We start from the raw sequence: 15,929 nt of genomic DNA on the forward strand, positions 1-15,929 counted from the left end.
CACAAGATTTGTCGAAACCCAACTATTCCGCTGCGACCCCCATTTTCAGCCGTTCCATTTCCTCAAGCGCACGGCGGTACTCGACCGGCATGACCTTGCGGAACTTCGGACGGAACTCGCTCCAGCGGTCAAGGATGTCCTTGGCGCGGGTGGAGTTGGTGTAGTGGAAGTGGTTGGAGATCATCTGGTAGAGGCGCTCCTCGTCGTGGCGTGTCATGTCCTCGGAAACGTCGACGCGTCCCTTGTGCATGAGGTCGCCGCCGTGATGGTGCAGCTTTTCCAGCATGTCGTCTTCTTCCGGCACCGGCTCCAGCTCGACCATGGCCATGTTGCAGCGCTTGGCGAAATCGCCCGTCTCGTCCAGAACATAGGCCACGCCGCCGGACATGCCGGCTGCGAAGTTGCGGCCGGTTTCACCCAGAACCACGACGATGCCGCCCGTCATGTATTCGCAGCCATGGTCGCCGACGCCTTCGACAACGGCGATCGCACCGGAGTTGCGCACGGCAAACCGCTCGCCAGCCACGCCACGGAAGTAGCACTCGCCGGTGATCGCGCCGTAAAGCACGGTGTTGCCGACGATGATCGAGTTTTCCGCAACGATGCGGGCATTTTCCGGAGGACGCACGATGATGCGACCACCAGACAGGCCTTTGCCGACATAGTCGTTGCCGTCACCCACCAGATCGAAGGTAATGCCGCGTGCCAGGAACGCGCCGAAGGACTGGCCAGCCGTGCCGCGCAGCGTCACATGGATCGTATCGTCCTTCAGACCCTTGTGGCCCCAGCGCTTGGCAAGCGCACCGGACAGCATCGCCCCGGCGGAGCGATCGACGTTCTTGATCGGCACTTCGAAGACCACCGGCTCGCGGTTTTCCAGCGACGGCATGGACTTCTCGATCAGCTTGCGGTCGAGAATGTCGTCGATCGGGTGCTTCTGGCGCTCGGTCCAGTAGGTCGCTTCCTTGGGCGCTTCCACCTTGTGGAAGATGCGGCTGAAATCGAGCCCGCGTGCCTTCCAATGCGCCAGCATCTCATCCTTCTCGAGCAGCTCCGAAGCACCGATGATCTCGTCCAGCCTGGAAACACCAAGCGAAGCGAGAATTTCGCGCACTTCTTCGGCAACGAAGAAGAAGTAGTTGATGACGTGTTCGGGCGTACCCTTGAAGCGCTTGCGCAGAACCGGATCCTGCGTGGCAACGCCCACAGGGCAGGTGTTGAGATGGCACTTGCGCATCATGATGCAGCCCGCCGCAATCAGCGGCGCGGTGGCGAAGCCGAACTCGTCGGCGCCCAGAAGCGCACCGATGATGACGTCGCGACCGGTCTTCAGACCGCCATCCACCTGCAGCGCGATGCGCGAACGAAGACCATTCAGCACCAGCGTCTGCTGGGTTTCGGCAAGGCCGATTTCCCATGGTGAACCCGCATGCTTCAGCGAGGTGAGCGGAGACGCGCCTGTGCCGCCATCGAAGCCCGACACGGTGATATGGTCGGCGCGCGCCTTGGCAACACCGGCAGCAACCGTGCCGACACCAACTTCGGAGACGAGCTTGACCGAGACATCGGCTTCCGGGTTGACGTTCTTCAGGTCGTAGATCAGCTGCGCCAGATCTTCGATCGAATAGATGTCATGGTGCGGCGGCGGCGAAATCAGGCCGACACCTGGCGTCGAGTGGCGGGTCTTGGCAACCGTTGCATCCACCTTGTGGCCGGGCAACTGACCGCCCTCGCCGGGCTTGGCACCCTGCGCGACCTTGATTTGCAGCATGTCGGCATTGACGAGATATTCCGTCGTCACACCGAAGCGGCCAGAGGCGATCTGCTTGATGGCGGAGCGTTCCGGGTTCGGCTGGCCGTTGAGAAGCGGCATGTAGCGATCGGACTCTTCGCCGCCTTCGCCCGTGTTGGACTTGCCGCCGATGCGGTTCATCGCAATCGCAAGCGTGGTGTGCGCCTCACGGCTGATCGAGCCGAAGGACATGGCACCGGTGGAGAAGCGCTTGACGATATCGACGGCTGGCTCCACCTCATCGACGGAGATCGGCTTGCGACCGAGCTGCTCGGCGCTCTTGATCTTGAACAGGCCACGAATGGTGTTCATGCGCAGGTTGCTGTCATTCACCATTTCGGCGAATTCGCGGTAACGCTCCTGGCTGTTGCCGCGCACGGCATGCTGCAGGGTGGCAACCGAATCCGGGCTCCAGGCATGGCTTTCGCCGCGCATGCGATAGGCATATTCGCCGCCGATATCGAGCGTGTTGGCAAGGATCGGGTCCTTGCCGAAGGCTGCCGTGTGGCGTGCCACGGTTTCTTCGGCAATTTCCTTCAGGCCCACGCCTTCGATGGTGGTGGCGGTGCCGAAGAAATATTGCTCGACGAATTCCGATGACAGGCCGATGGCGTCGAAAATCTGCGCGCCGCAATAGGACTGGTAGGTGGAAATGCCCATCTTGGACATGACCTTGAGAATACCCTTACCCACCGCCTTGATGTAGCGATAGACCACTTCGTCGTCCGACACTTCCTTCGGAAACGCGCCATGCTTGTGCATGTCGAGCAGCGTGTCAAAGGCGAGATAGGGATTGATCGCTTCCGCTCCGTAACCGGCCAGCAGGCAGAAATGGTGGATTTCGCGCGGTTCGCCGGTTTCGACGACGAGACCGACCGAGGTGCGCAGACCCTTGCGGATGAGGTGATGGTGAACGGCAGCGGTTGCCAGCAGCGCCGGGATCGCGATGCGATCCGGACCAACCTGACGGTCGGAAAGGACGATAATGTTGTAACCGCCGCGCACGGCAGATTCCGCCCGCTCGCACAGACGGTCGAGCATGTCCGGCATGCCTTCAGCGCCACGCTCCACATCATAGGTGAAGTCGAGCGTCTTGGTGTCGAATCGGTCTTCCGTGTGGCCGATGGAGCGGATCTTTTCCAGATCGCCATTGGTCAGGATCGGCTGGCGCACTTCCAGACGCTTGGCACGGGCTGCGCCTTCATGGTCCAGAATGTTCGGACGCGGGCCGATGAAGGAGACGAGGCTCATCACCAGCTCTTCGCGGATCGGATCGATCGGCGGGTTGGTGACCTGCGCGAAGTTCTGCTTGAAGTAGGTGTAGAGCAGCTTGGACTTTTCCGACATGGCCGAGATCGGCGTATCGGTGCCCATGGAGCCGACGGCCTCCTGGCCGGTGGTCGCCATCGGAGACATCAAAAGCTTGGTGTCTTCGCTGGTGTAACCGAATGCCTGCTGACGATCGAGCAGCGAGACGTCGCGACGCAGCGCGCGCGGCTCAACGGGCTTCAGGTCTTCCAGGATCAGCTGGGTGCGGTCGAGCCAGGTGCGGTAAGGATGCTTGGCGGCAAGCTCGTGCTTGACGTCTTCATCGGAAATGATTTCGCCCTTTTCCATGTCGATCAGCAGCATCTTGCCAGGCTGCAGACGCCACTTCTTGACGATGCGCTCTTCCGGCACCGGCAGCGTACCGGCCTCGGATGCCATGATGATGCGGTCGTCATCGGTGACGAGATAGCGGGCTGGGCGCAGACCGTTACGGTCGAGCGTCGCCCCGATCTGCTTGCCATCGGTGAAGGCAACGGCAGCCGGGCCATCCCATGGCTCCATCAGGGCTGCGTGATATTCGTAGAATGCCTTGCGTTCGGCCGTCATCGACTGGTTGCCAGCCCATGCTTCCGGGATCAGCATCATGACGGCATGCGCCATGGAGTAGCCGCCGCGCACCAGGAATTCCAGCGCGTTGTCGAAGCAGGCGGTGTCCGACTGACCTTCGTAGGAAATCGGCCAGAGCTTGGAGATATCGTCGCCGAAGAGCGCGGATGAAACGGATGCCTGACGCGCCGCCATCCAGTTGACGTTGCCGCGCAGCGTATTGATTTCACCGTTATGGGCGACCATGCGGTACGGGTGGGCGAGCTTCCAAGACGGGAAGGTGTTGGTGGAGAAGCGCTGGTGAACGAGCGCCACCGCACTTTCAAAACGCGGGTCGGACAAGTCCTTATAGTAAGCGCCGACCTGATAGGCCAGGAACATGCCCTTGTAGACGATGGTAGAGGAGGAGAGCGACACGGGATAGAAATCCTGCGCCTCCTTGCCGCCACCGGCATCATAGATGCGGTTGGACAGAACCTTGCGGATCAGGAACAGACGGCGTTCGAATTCGGCATTGGTGGCAGCTTCACGACCCGCGCCGATGAAGACCTGCACATGATGCGGTTCGGTGGCAGCAATGTCCGCGGCCTTGGAAAGTGAGGCATTGTCGACCGGCACATCGCGGAAGCCGAGAAACTGCTGGCCCTCTTCGCCGATCACATCGACTATGACCTTCTTATAGTGCTCGATGCGCTCTGGATCGCGTGGAAAGAAGATGTGGCCAACGGCATATTCGCCAGCCTTCGGCAGGGTCACACCCTGCTTGGCCATTTCTTCGCGGAAGAAGCGGTCCGGGATCTGCACGAGAATGCCAGCACCATCGCCCATCAGCGGGTCGGCACCGACGGCGCCACGATGCGTCAGGTTTTCGAGGATGAAGAGACCATCCTTGACGATCTGGTGCGACTTCTGACCCTTCATGTGGGCAACGAAGCCGACGCCGCAGGCATCGTGCTCGTTGCGTGGATCATAAAGACCCTGCTTGGCGGGAAGACCGCCAATCGTCGCGCGAGGCGAAGTCGCCTCCGGTGCGTTGCTCGGACAGTCATTCGTCAGATGTGCCTGGGCATTTTCGCCTTCCAGCCGTATGGTCATTGTCATCCCTCCTGCAAACTCGTTGCATGGTGTCACGCAGAGAGGCGGAGGCCGATCCGGCCCTGATCTTGGAAGCCAAATCCGTCTCCGCATTTCAATTTAGGACAGTATTGCTGTCTTAATTCTGTCTGAACAATGACAGAAACACCCACCTTCCGCAAGGGGATGCGGTTAATTTATAGACAAGGTTTATGACGTGAAATTTCAACGGAATGAAGGAAAGAGTAATTTTCTTCCTCACGGACGCTGAAATGATTGCTTTCATTACCGCATTTGCTTTGCCTGAAATATGCTCGTAAAACCTCACGCCTATCTTCGCTGATCATATCAACCGCGCGACGTTCCTGCCCGCAACATGCTTGAAAGTGCTGACGATGATTTTTGCCTCCGATAATTGGGCTGGCGCCCACCCGGCCATCAACGAGCGGCTGATGAAGGAGTCCACTCGCTTTGCCGCAGCTTACGGAACGAGCGAGCTGGACCGCGCAATCGAGAAGAAGTTCAATGAAATCTTCGAGCGTGAGGTCGCCGTCTTCTTCGTCGGGACGGGTACGGCTGCCAACTCGCTGGCACTCGCCAGCGTCGCCCGCCCCGGCGGCATCGCATTTTGCCATTCCGAAGCTCATGTGATCGAAGATGAGTGCGGCGCGCCGATCTACTTCTCCAACGCCTCGCGCCTGATGCCAGTGGCAGGGCCAAACGGCAAGATGGTGCCGAAGAACCTGAAGGCTGCCATCGACCGCTTCCCGCCTGGCTCCATCCATCAGGGTCAGCCGATGCTGGTGACGATGACCCAAGCGACCGAACAGGGCACGATTTACGATCTCGACGAGATTTCTGCGATCTCCGAGATCGCTAAGAGCGCCGGCGTTCCGCTGCATATGGATGGCGCGCGGTTTGCCAATGCGCTCACCGCGCTCGACACCACGCCTGCTGAAATGACCTGGAAGCGCGGTGTCGATATTCTTTCCTTTGGCGCTACGAAGAACGGCTGCTGGTGCGCGGAAGCTATCGTCTACATGGATCCGAAAATGGCAGAGGACCTGCCCTTCATCCGCAAGCGTTCCGCCCAGCTCTTTTCCAAGACCCGCTTCATGGCGGCGCAGTTCGACGCCTATTTCCACAACGACCTGTGGCTCGATCTCGCCGCCCACGCCAACGCCATGGCCAACCGCCTGCGTGACGGCCTCTCCGCCTCCAACAGCGCTCGGCTTGCCTGGCCCACCCAATCCAACGAACTCTTTGTCGTCTTGGACAGGCAGGCCGCAAAGGCTGCCCGCGATGCCGGTGCCAGCTTCTACGATTGGCCGGTCCCGCACGACATGCAGCAGCCGGTGGGCGAAAACGAACAGCTCATCCGCCTTGTCACCAGCTTTGCGACGGAAGAGAGCGACGTGGATTCGTTTCTGCGTATTTGCGGTCGGGCGTAAGACGCTGCACGCTCACGCATAACTCCCCGGCACCATGCCCTTCGCCGTGACCAGCGATGACAGCGCCCGCACCAGTTCTGCATCCGCGCCCTTGCGCGGCTGCAGCACGAACTCCACGTCTTCCAGCGATGGCAGACTTCCGTGAGGTAGTTCGCGCAGGCCAGAGGGCGCCATACTGCGGGGTTGGACGAGAACACCCATGCCTGCCCGGGCAGCCGCGGTCAGCCCGCTGAGGCTTCCGCAGGTGCAAACGATCCGCCAGGCAACGCCTGCCCGATTGAGCGCCTCCTGGGCGGCTTTGCGCGTGATGCTGGGCGGCGGGAAGGCGATGAGCGGCAGCGCATCTTTCCGCGCAAGGATCGCATCCGGGTCCTTGGCGAGCCACACCAGCGGCTCGCGATAAAGGAAATGGCCGAGTTGATCGCCAAGCCGGCGCTTGGCCAGAACCACATCCAGTTCGCCATTGTCCTGCATCTGGTAGAGCACGCCGGAGAGTGAAACCGTCAGCTCCAGATCGACCAGCGGATAAAGCCTGGTAAAGTCTTCCAGAATGACGGTGAGACGGCTCGCGACAAAATCCTCCGAGACGCCAAGGCGCAGGCGACCGCGCAGACTGCTTTCACCAAAGAGGGTGGCGACCTTGTTGTTGAGGTCCAGCATCTTGCGCGCATAGCCTAGCAGCGCCTCGCCCTCCGGCGTCAGCCGCACGCGGTGTGTATCGCGGGCGATCAGTTGCTGACCGAGTGAAGCTTCCAGGCGTTGAATATGCTGGCTAACTGTCGACTGACCGATCCCCAACCGCTCCGCGGCTTGGGTGAAACTCATCGTTTGCTCCAGCGTCACGAAGCTGGCGAGATGTTGCAAGTTCAGCATGGCTATCTCGAAACGTGATAACTGTTAGTTTTTGCATCTGATTTCATGATGAGCGATAGTGCAGCCGATTACAATCCCCAAACCAGCTTGAAGCGCTGCGGATCTATCACAGTCCTCACGCTTTAGGTCGGCGACAACGGATTTTGCGATTGCAATGCGCTGCGCTGTCCTGCGCCCCACGTTCTAGAAAGGCCGCGTCATGAGCCGCTTCCTGCCAGACCGCTTCACGTTGATGCTGGTCGCCACTGTCATCCTCGCCTCGCTGCTGCCGATCAGCGGAGAGCCTGCGCATTATTTCTCCATCGCGACGAAATGCGCCATTGCGCTGCTCTTCTTCCTGCATGGCGCACGTCTGTCACGTGATGTGGTGCTGGCGGGCATGCTGCATTGGCGCCTGCATCTCGTCATCCTTCTCGTCACCTTCGGCATCTTCCCGCTTCTGGGTATTGCGCTCGGTTACATTCCAGACAGCATCCTGCCGCAGCCCCTCTATATGGGCGTGCTGTTCCTGTGCGTTTTGCCCTCCACCGTGCAGTCCTCCATTGCCTTCACCTCCATGGCGGGCGGCAATGTGCCAGCGGCGATCTGCGCGGCCTCGGCTTCCAATATTTTCGGTATGTTCCTGACGCCTTTGCTCGTCGGCCTCCTCTTTACCGTCGGCGGCCATGGCGGCGGCTTTTCGCTCGATGCGTTCGGCCAGATCTTCCTGCAGCTGCTGCTGCCCTTCATTGCCGGCCAGGCTCTTCAGCCCTGGATCGGCAACTGGATACGCGCCCGCAAGACGCTTCTTGCCCCCGTGGATCGCGGCTCGATCCTCATGGTCGTCTATCTGGCTTTCAGTGATGCCGTGGTGGAAGGCATCTGGCACCAGTTCACGCTGCGCGATATCGCCGTGGTCGTCGGCATCAATATCGTGCTCCTGACGCTTGTTCTGTGCTTCACCATGTTCGGCAGCCGTTTGCTCGGCTTCAAGAAGGAAGACGAGATCACCATTACCTTCTGCGGATCGAAGAAGAGCCTCGCAAGCGGCGTGCCGATGGCCGGCGCTATCTTTGCCGGCCAGAGCATTGGCGCCATTGTGCTGCCCATCATGCTCTTCCACCAGATCCAGCTGATGGCCTGCGCCGTGATTGCGCAGCGTTATGCCAAGAAGGCAAGGCAAGCAGAAGCCGCAAAGATTGCTGCACCGGAGGCAGATGCCCCCGAGGCTGCTGCCATTGCCGCCAAGACGACATCGTGAGGCGACTGGCGCCAGGCACGAGGCTCAGATCAGAGTGGGCTTTATCCATCCACAAACGCAAAAAAGACGGCCCCCTTGCGGGAGCCGTCCTCTCATTCAAGCGCTAAGCCGGAAGCTTAGTTTACCTGGGTTGGGGTTACCTGTGCCTCGATCTGCTTGGGTGCCTCCGAGACGTCGGTCGCAATCGCGATGCGGCGGGGCTTCATGGCTTCGGGAATGTTGCGAAGAAGATCGATATGCAAGAGACCGTTCTTCAGCGAGGCATTCTGCACTTCCACATGGTCGGCAAGCTGGAAGCGGCGCTCGAAGGCGCGCGTGGCAATGCCGCGATAGAGGAAGTCGCCCTCCGATGCCTTGGTGTCTTCAGCCTTCTCGGCCTTGACGGTCAAGACATTGGCGCGGGATTCGATGCTGAGTTCATTCTCGTCGAAGCCGGCAACCGCCATCGTGATGCGATAGGCATTCTCGCCGGTGCGCTCGATATTGTAGGGCGGGTAAGCCTGAGCCTGCTCGGGCTGGCCGATGCTGTCGAGCATCGAGAACAGACGGTCGAAACCGACGGTGGAGCGGTACAGAGGGGAAAAATCAACGTGACGCATGGTGTCCTCCTTAGAAGCGACTGTTTGCGATAGTGGCTCTCCATCCCGTTCTGGCGATGAGAGAGACCTGGATACGGCCCCGTTCTGGCGACCGTGAGCAATAGGTGGGAATGGTGTTTTGGCAGTTCAAGAGGAAAAAATGCATTGGCTGCAGCTGAACGATGTCTGAATGGCAGGTTCCAGATGCGTTCATTTAGCGAACGCTAGAAACGCGTTGTCGGAGGCAACTCCGAGGGCAAGGAAGCATCGTCCCTTCTTCCTTGCCCGACTGGCCGGAACCGCGACTGCTAAAACCCGACGGTTCCGGCAATTTTTCCCGGTCCCGTCAATCTTGTGCACATTTTCCTTTGACGCATGGAAGCGCTCAACCTATCCCCTTGAGGTGTCTCTACAGCATCGGCCTGCAAGTTCGATCCGATTTTCAGAAAACACGATGCTGTAGATTTAAAGGACGCTCCAGTACGACCACGATTTGCCCCGAGGCAGGATATCGATGACCGAAGCCACCCTCCATGAGACCAAAGGCAACCCCGTTCCCGACAACCACTTTGTCGGCACCTTTGAAGGCCATGGCAAGAAGAGCCTGCGCTACGCGATCTTTCGCTCTGAACGGCCGGTCGCGCGTGGCACCATCGTGCTGCTCCACGGCCGCAATGAGACGATCGAGAAATACTTCGAGACGATCCGCGATTTGACGGCCAAAGGCTTCTGGGTCGCCACATTCGACACGCGCGGCCAAGGCGGCTCGGCACGGCTTTTGAAGAAGGCGGATGCCGGTTACGTGCGCCGCTTTTCCGACTACCAGAAGGATGTGTCACTGTTTCTGGAACAGGTCGTGCTACCGGATACGCGCCTGCCCTTCTTCATGGTGGCGCATTCAACCGGTGGACTGATCGCGCTTTCCATGGCGCCGGATCTCTCCAACCGCATCGAGCGTATGGCGCTCTGCTCGCCCTTCGTCGGGCTCAGCGGTCAATCCGTCTCGCCACGCTGGGTCAAGACCGTTGCCACCGCGCTCACATGGACAGGTTTTGGCGGAAAGCAACTGGGCAGAGACAACCGCGAACGCGATTTCGACGGCAATCCGCTCACCTCAGATGCCGAGCGCTTCGCCCGCAACATCGCCATGGTCGGCAGCCATCCGGAGCTTTTCATCGGCAGGCCAACCGCCCGTTGGCTCTACGAAGTCATGAAGATCATGCCCAAGGTGACGCGCCAGGATCACCTGACCCGCATCACCATTCCCACCCTGCTGCTGGCGCCGGTCCTCGACACCATCACGCCCTATGCGGTGCAGGAAGAGTTGTCGCGCAATTTCCGGGCGGCACAGTTGATCCCGGTCATCGGTGCCCGCCACGAACTGTTCCAGGAACGCGACATCTACCGCGCCCAGGCGCTTGCTGCGATCGACGCCTTCTTCGCGCCAGAGGAATAGCCTTAACGGATGAAGATCAGAGACCCGAGAGGAGCGCCAGCGCCTCCTCATGCACAGCCTTGCTACCAGCCGCGATGATCCTGCCCGCGCCTTCCGGTCGTCCGCCATCCCAGGTGGTAATGATGCCACCCGCCTGCTCGATGATCGGGATCAGCGCGCCGACATCATAGGGCTTCAGGCCGGATTCGACGACGAGATCCACATGACCTGCGGCCAGCAGTGCATAGGCGTAGCAATCCACGCCATAGCGGAAGAGCCGCACCTTGTCCTGGATCTGGCCATAACGCGCGGCTTCTTCAGCCGTAAAAATATGCGGCGAGGTGGTGAAGAGTACAGCGTCCGGTAGCGACTGGCACGCCCGCGTCTTGATCTGCTTCTCACCCTCCGGTCCCTTGTACCAGGCCTTCTCCCCGTCGGCGAAATAGCGCTCGCCAGTAAAAGGCTGGTCCATCAGGCCCATCTTGGCACGCCCGCCCGATTGGAAGCCGATCAGCGTTCCCCATACCGGCACGCCGGAGATGAAGGCGCGCGTCCCATCAATCGGGTCGATGACCCAGATATGCTCGCGATCAAGCCCGATGCTGCCATGCTCTTCGCCAAGAATGCCGTGATCGGGAAAATGCTGCGTGATCAAAGCCCGGATCGCTGCTTCCGCCGCCTGATCGCCTTCCGTCACCGGATCGTAGCCGCCCGCCTGCTTGTTATCGACAGCGATGCCGGTGCGAAACCGGGGCAGCGTCTCGGCCTTAGCGGCGTCGGCAAGACGGAAAAAGAAATTGCGATCTGGCAGCATTGAAGTCCCCGAATATTCATTATTGGCTGATGAAAGACATAGCGCGGTTCTTCGCGACTCGTCCACTCCCGCCGCTTGAAGCATGAAGTGCCCTGCGAATGAGCATGTTCGGCCAGCCGGCGTTCATCATATGGGCATGCGCGTGCGTATTGCCTATAATTTAAACATTTTAATATTATGCTTGACAATTGAGCATTTTAACTTAATGTGGAACTCACAGTCTTTGACTGTAAATACCCTCCTTGGGTGTTTCCTCCCTAGACTTAACCGCGCGAAGGCGCGGTTTTTTTTGCCCGTACGACAAGTGTAGGCGAGGAAGAGCTGAAGAATGAGAGGGTGTTGCGTTCGTTACTCGGCGGCAAGCGCCATGTCGATCGCGTATTCCGACACGAAAGCTGCCAACTGGCGCATGAAGATTTCCAGCGCCGATTGCATGGCCGGGAAATCCGCAGCTTTCAAGAACGTCTTCTCGTCCACATAGAGCGCGCGATTGATCTCGATTTGCAACGCATGCAAGGAGCGGATCGGTCGCCCGTAATGCTCGGTGATGAAACCGCCAGCATAGGGCTTGTTGCACACCGCGGTGAATCCGAGCTCTTCGAGGAAATGCAGCGCGGCGCGGGAAATCTCTGCAGAGGCGCTGGTGCCGTAACGATCGCCGATAATGATATCAGGGCGGATGTTCGAGCCTGCGAGACGGATATTGCCCGGCATCGAATGGCAATCGATCAGCACCGCCATGCCATGATTGGCGTGGGTGCGCGACACCAGGCGGCGCAGACACGCATGATAGGGCTTGTAGATCTCCTCGATCCGCGACAGCCCCTCCTCCACCGATAGCCGGTGGGCGTAAATATCCATGTTCTCCGCCACAATGCGCGGCACGGTGCCAAGACCGCCCGCAACCCGCATCGAGCCGATATTGGCATAGGACGGCAGCGCGCCATCAAACATGCGCGGATCAAGCTCATAGGGCTCGCGGTTGACATCGAGATAGGCGCGGGGAAAATTCGCCTTCAGCAGCGGCGCGCCGACGTCCGGAGCGCCGGCGAAAAGTTCGTCGACGAAGCAATCCTCCGAGCGGCGAATCTCATTGGAACTCAGCCGAGAGGCTTCGAGAAAGGAGACAGGGTAGCAGCGGCCGCTGTGGGGCGAATTATAGACGAAGGGAATGCTGTGCACGGCGGGCTCGCGCACCTCGAACAATTCATATTCGCCCGTCACCCAGTCCATGCCGTCCCGTTTACCATGTCATAATTCTGCCAGACGCATCATGTTGCCAGTTGCGTAAGGGCAAGTCCATACTGGAAGACAGTCACCCTCTCGTGATTCTACCATTCACATGATATTTACTCCGACAATGGTACAATCGCGATAGGGTATCCCAATAATTCTGTAGTTACGGTCACTTATATGGTTCAGAAAATTCTTCTCGCCGAAGACGACAACGATATGCGCCGCTTCCTCGTGAAGGCGCTCGAAAAGGCCGGATACAAGGTCTCGTCCTTCGATAATGGTGCAAGCGCTTACGACCGGCTTCGCGAAGAGCCTTTCTCGCTGCTTTTGACCGACATCGTCATGCCGGAAATGGACGGCATCGAGCTGGCGCGTCGCGCGACGGAACTCGATCCCGACCTCAAGGTCATGTTCATCACGGGTTTTGCAGCGGTTGCCTTGAACGCTGATTCGAAGGCGCCGAAGGATGCCAAGGTCCTTTCCAAGCCCTTCCACCTTCGCGATCTGGTCGACGAAGTGAACAAACTCCTTGTCGCATAAGGGTTTCAAAAAAACCTGTCACAAAATCGAAAAATGCGGTTGACGCTTCAGTCGGTTATGTGATTTATGCGCCTCAACGGAGGGCGTGTAGCTCAGCGGGAGAGCACTACGTTGACATCGTAGGGGTCACAGGTTCAATCCCTGTCACGCCCACCATCCGAATTCAAAGAAATCAAGGCCTTGCGAGAAATCGCGAGGCCTTTTTCTTTGGGTCTTGTTTAGGCTCAGGACGGACAACACGGCGTCGTCTCACACCCATTGGATCCGTTATCGTCCGGTCAGCCGAACGTAAAAGTCTCGTTTCCGACAAAGGCAAATGGCCCCGCGAACATCCTTTTCAAATATCAGAAAGCGCGATACAAATCGAAAATCCTGAATTTAAAAAGCGCCATGACGAAAAAATTTCTGATCATCGATCCCGAAACCGACCATGCCGTGTTGAAGGGCATTGCGTCGCCGACGCGGGCGACCATGCTCAAGATGCTGCATGAGCGCGGACCGATGAACGTCAATGACATGGCCGCGGCTCTGGAGCTGCCGCAATCGACGGTGTCGACCCATATCCAGATCCTTGAAGATGCTGGCCTGCTGCAAAGCGAGACGCAAAAAGCCCGCAAGGGCAACCAGAAGATCTGCCGCGCCACGGTGGAAGAGGTCGTTATCGTCTTTAAGAGCGAAGTGCGCGAGCCGCGCAAAGACATGATCGAAGTGGCGATGCCCGTCGGCCTTTATACCGGATTTGAAGTCACCGCCCCTTGCGGCCTTTGCTCCACGGACGGCATTATCGGGCTTCTGGATGTGCCGAATGCTCTGCTCGATCCGGACCGCATGAAAGCGGGGCTCATCTGGTTCACGCGCGGCTATGTGGAGTATCAGTTTCCCAACAACGCCAAACTCTCCAACACGGCCATTCGCGAGCTGGAGGTGGCTGTGGAGCTTAGTTCCGAAGTGCCCGGCACAAGTGCTGATTGGCCCTCCGACATAACGCTCACCATCAACGGCAAGAAGGTCGGCGTGTGGACCTCGCCCGGCGATTTCGGCGACAAGCGCGGCGTCTATACCCCGGACTGGTGGAAGCTGAAGGGCTCGCAATATGGGAAGCTGAAGAACTGGCGCGTTGGGCCGGACGGCACATTCGTGGATGGCCTGCAAATCTCGAATGTCACGCTAGCCGATCTCGATCTCGCCAGCCATCACTCGATCCGTGTGCGTATCGGCATCGAGGACGATGCGTCGCATCCCGGCGGCATCAATATATTCGGCAAGGGCTTCGGCAATTACGATCAGGACATCGTGCTACGGCTGAAGATCGAATAGCATCAATAATTCCGGTATTTAAAATAACCGCGTGACATCAAGCTGTTAGAAATCAAGGGTAGCTTCTTTATACAACGTTACAGCTCTTCCTGTTGACCCTTACCTGATTTTCCGATTTAGTACCCGTAATAGCGATATATATCGCTTTTTATGATACTTACGGGAGGAATGCATGAAGGTATCGGTTGTGGCGCATCCGCAATTTGTCGTGGCGGATATTGATCCGAGGCTCTACGGGTCCTTCATCGAACATCTGGGCCGTGCGGTCTATACCGGCATCTATGAGCCCGATCACGCAACGGCCGATCAGATCGGCATGCGCCAAGATGTCATCGATCTCGTCAAGGAACTGGATGTTCCGATCGTGCGCTACCCCGGCGGCAATTTCGTTTCCGCCTATAACTGGGAAGATGGCGTCGGCCCGAAGAACGAGCGTCCCGTTCGCCTCGATCTCGCCTGGCACACCTCCGAGAGCAATGAAGTCGGCCTGCATGAATTTGGCGATTGGTGCGTGTCTGCCAACACCGAGATGATGCTGGCCGTCAATCTCGGCTCGCGTGGGCTGGATGAAGCGCGCAATCTGCTGGAATATGCCAACCATCCGGGTGGCAGCGAGTGGAGCGACAAGCGCATCGCCAATGGCCGCAAGGAGCCCTTCGACGTCAAGCTCTGGTGCCTTGGCAACGAGATGGATGGCCCATGGCAGATCGGCCACAAGACAGCCGATGAATATGGTCGCCTTGCGCACGAAACTGCAAAGGCGATGCGCGCCTTCGACAGCTCGCTCGAACTCGTCGTCTGCGGCTCGTCCAACGCCAAGATGCCGACCTATCCGGAGTGGGAAGCCACCGTTTTGGACCACACCTATAACGAAGTCGATCACATCTCGCTGCATATGTACTTCGACAATCACGCCAATGATGTCGGCAATTATCTGGCGATGAACAAGAAGCTCGACGACTACATCATGTCGGTGGCAGGCGTCATTGAGTACATCAAGGCAAAGAAGCGCTCATCGCGTCAGGTCTATATCTCCTTTGACGAGTGGAACGTCTGGTATCACTCGAAGGAACAGGACAAGAAGACGCTCGCCGGCGCAGATGGCTGGCCCTTTGCCCCGCCGCTTCTGGAAGACATCTACAATTTCGAGGACGTGCTGCAGGTCGGCCTTATCCTCAACACCTTCATCCGCCGTTCGCATGTGGTGCGCATCGCCTGCCTGGCGCAGCTCGTCAACGTCATCGCGCCGATCATGACCGCGCCAAACGGCCCGGCCTGGCGCCAGACGATCTTCTATCCCTTCCTGTTCGCCTCGCGCTATGGTCGCGGCAAGGCGCTGGACCTCAAGGTCAACAGCCCAACATACAAGAGCGATGTGGCAGGAGAGGTATCGTGCCTCGACGTATCCGCCGTGCATGATGAGGACGGCGGTTTCGTCAGCTTCTTCGTCGTCAACCGCTCCGACAAGGACATCGAAGCCGATTTCGATATCGCAGCCTTCGGCAGCGCCAGCAGCATCGCTGATCATCAGGTCATGACCCATGACGATCTGAAGGCGGTCAACACCCAAGCGAAGATGGACAATGTCGTGCCAAAAAAGGCCGAGAGTGCCACGCTTTCCAACGGCCGACTTTCGGCAAAGTTCGCCCCCTACTCCTATCAGATGGTGCGCATCAAGGTCTGATAAGACCTTGCGGCATCGCC

Annotated in this window: 11 protein-coding genes and 1 tRNA gene; 7 read left to right on the forward strand and 5 right to left on the reverse strand. The window is 58.7% G+C overall.

From position 1 onward, the window contains the following. Positions 1 to 22 precede the first annotated feature (22 nt). Entirely contained in the window at positions 23 to 4,762 is a 4,740-nt protein-coding gene (gene gltB, locus WKI41_RS09525) for a glutamate synthase large subunit (protein WP_340193235.1), read from the reverse strand. A gap of 374 nt (positions 4,763 to 5,136) precedes the next feature. Here gltB and WKI41_RS09530 point away from each other — a divergent pair, with 374 nt between their 5' ends. Beyond that, positions 5,137 to 6,192, forward strand: coding sequence for a threonine aldolase family protein (locus tag WKI41_RS09530; RefSeq protein WP_340193236.1), 1,056 nt, complete (start codon positions 5,137 to 5,139; stop codon positions 6,190 to 6,192). A 12-nt stretch (positions 6,193 to 6,204) separates the two neighbouring features. On the opposite strand, the gene WKI41_RS09535 is transcribed toward WKI41_RS09530, so the two are convergent. Continuing rightward, positions 6,205 to 7,065: a LysR substrate-binding domain-containing protein gene (locus tag WKI41_RS09535; RefSeq protein WP_340193237.1), complete on the reverse strand. Its 861-nt coding sequence runs from the start codon at positions 7,063 to 7,065 to the stop codon at positions 6,205 to 6,207. A gap of 199 nt (positions 7,066 to 7,264) precedes the next feature. Between WKI41_RS09535 and WKI41_RS09540 the strand changes: the two genes are divergently transcribed. Beyond that, complete coding sequence (locus WKI41_RS09540) at positions 7,265 to 8,305, forward strand: bile acid:sodium symporter family protein (protein ID WP_340193238.1); 1,041 nt, start codon at positions 7,265 to 7,267, stop codon at positions 8,303 to 8,305. A gap of 116 nt (positions 8,306 to 8,421) precedes the next feature. Here the strand turns inward: WKI41_RS09540 and WKI41_RS09545 are convergent, their stop codons facing one another. Continuing rightward, complete coding sequence (locus tag WKI41_RS09545; RefSeq protein ID WP_340193239.1) at positions 8,422 to 8,904, reverse strand: Hsp20 family protein; 483 nt, start codon at positions 8,902 to 8,904, stop codon at positions 8,422 to 8,424. A gap of 493 nt (positions 8,905 to 9,397) precedes the next feature. Here WKI41_RS09545 and WKI41_RS09550 point away from each other — a divergent pair, with 493 nt between their 5' ends. After that, positions 9,398 to 10,339: an alpha/beta fold hydrolase gene (locus WKI41_RS09550; protein WP_340193240.1), complete on the forward strand. Its 942-nt coding sequence runs from the start codon at positions 9,398 to 9,400 to the stop codon at positions 10,337 to 10,339. A 16-nt stretch (positions 10,340 to 10,355) separates the two neighbouring features. Here the strand turns inward: WKI41_RS09550 and hisN are convergent, their stop codons facing one another. Both hisN and WKI41_RS09560 read right to left on the reverse strand, forming a co-directional pair. Next, positions 10,356 to 11,132 carry a histidinol-phosphatase gene (hisN, locus tag WKI41_RS09555; protein WP_340193241.1) on the reverse strand — a complete coding sequence of 259 codons (777 nt, stop codon included), beginning with the start codon at positions 11,130 to 11,132 and terminating at the stop codon, positions 10,356 to 10,358. Between the two features lie 348 nt (positions 11,133 to 11,480). Then, positions 11,481 to 12,365, reverse strand: a complete 885-nt coding sequence (locus WKI41_RS09560) for an N-formylglutamate amidohydrolase (RefSeq protein ID WP_340193242.1) — start codon at positions 12,363 to 12,365, stop codon at positions 11,481 to 11,483. A 180-nt stretch (positions 12,366 to 12,545) separates the two neighbouring features. On the opposite strand from WKI41_RS09560, the gene cpdR reads away from it, so the two are divergent. From cpdR to WKI41_RS09580, 4 genes are all read left to right on the forward strand, one after another. After that, a complete protein-coding gene (gene cpdR, locus WKI41_RS09565) occupies positions 12,546 to 12,908 on the forward strand; it encodes a cell cycle two-component system response regulator CpdR (RefSeq protein ID WP_027675545.1) in 363 nt (120 codons plus the stop codon). Between the two features lie 81 nt (positions 12,909 to 12,989). Continuing rightward, positions 12,990 to 13,064: transfer RNA gene (locus WKI41_RS09570), tRNA-Val, on the forward strand. Between the two features lie 234 nt (positions 13,065 to 13,298). Further along, positions 13,299 to 14,225 (forward strand): metalloregulator ArsR/SmtB family transcription factor, encoded by a 927-nt coding sequence (locus WKI41_RS09575; protein WP_340193243.1) that lies wholly within the window; start codon positions 13,299 to 13,301, stop codon positions 14,223 to 14,225. A 172-nt stretch (positions 14,226 to 14,397) separates the two neighbouring features. Then, positions 14,398 to 15,909, forward strand: coding sequence for an alpha-N-arabinofuranosidase (locus tag WKI41_RS09580; RefSeq protein ID WP_340193244.1), 1,512 nt, complete (start codon positions 14,398 to 14,400; stop codon positions 15,907 to 15,909). Positions 15,910 to 15,929 lie beyond the last annotated feature (20 nt).

Source organism: Agrobacterium larrymoorei (genome assembly GCF_037722385.1).
Classification (GTDB): domain Bacteria; phylum Pseudomonadota; class Alphaproteobacteria; order Rhizobiales; family Rhizobiaceae; genus Agrobacterium; species Agrobacterium larrymoorei_C.

Coding starts and splice junctions, on each gene's coding strand:
- WKI41_RS09530 (WP_340193236.1), top strand. CDS start 5,137: ATGATTTTTGCCTCCGATAATTGGGCTGGCGCCCACCCGGCCATCAAC.
- WKI41_RS09550 (WP_340193240.1), top strand. CDS start 9,398: ATGACCGAAGCCACCCTCCATGAGACCAAAGGCAACCCCGTTCCCGAC.
- WKI41_RS09580 (WP_340193244.1), top strand. CDS start 14,398: ATGAAGGTATCGGTTGTGGCGCATCCGCAATTTGTCGTGGCGGATATT.
- gltB (WP_340193235.1), bottom strand. CDS start 4,762: ATGACCATACGGCTGGAAGGCGAAAATGCCCAGGCACATCTGACGAAT.
- cpdR (WP_027675545.1), top strand. CDS start 12,546: ATGGTTCAGAAAATTCTTCTCGCCGAAGACGACAACGATATGCGCCGC.
- WKI41_RS09540 (WP_340193238.1), top strand. CDS start 7,265: ATGAGCCGCTTCCTGCCAGACCGCTTCACGTTGATGCTGGTCGCCACT.
- WKI41_RS09560 (WP_340193242.1), bottom strand. CDS start 12,365: ATGGACTGGGTGACGGGCGAATATGAATTGTTCGAGGTGCGCGAGCCC.
- hisN (WP_340193241.1), bottom strand. CDS start 11,132: ATGCTGCCAGATCGCAATTTCTTTTTCCGTCTTGCCGACGCCGCTAAG.
- WKI41_RS09535 (WP_340193237.1), bottom strand. CDS start 7,065: ATGCTGAACTTGCAACATCTCGCCAGCTTCGTGACGCTGGAGCAAACG.
- WKI41_RS09545 (WP_340193239.1), bottom strand. CDS start 8,904: ATGCGTCACGTTGATTTTTCCCCTCTGTACCGCTCCACCGTCGGTTTC.
- WKI41_RS09575 (WP_340193243.1), top strand. CDS start 13,299: ATGACGAAAAAATTTCTGATCATCGATCCCGAAACCGACCATGCCGTG.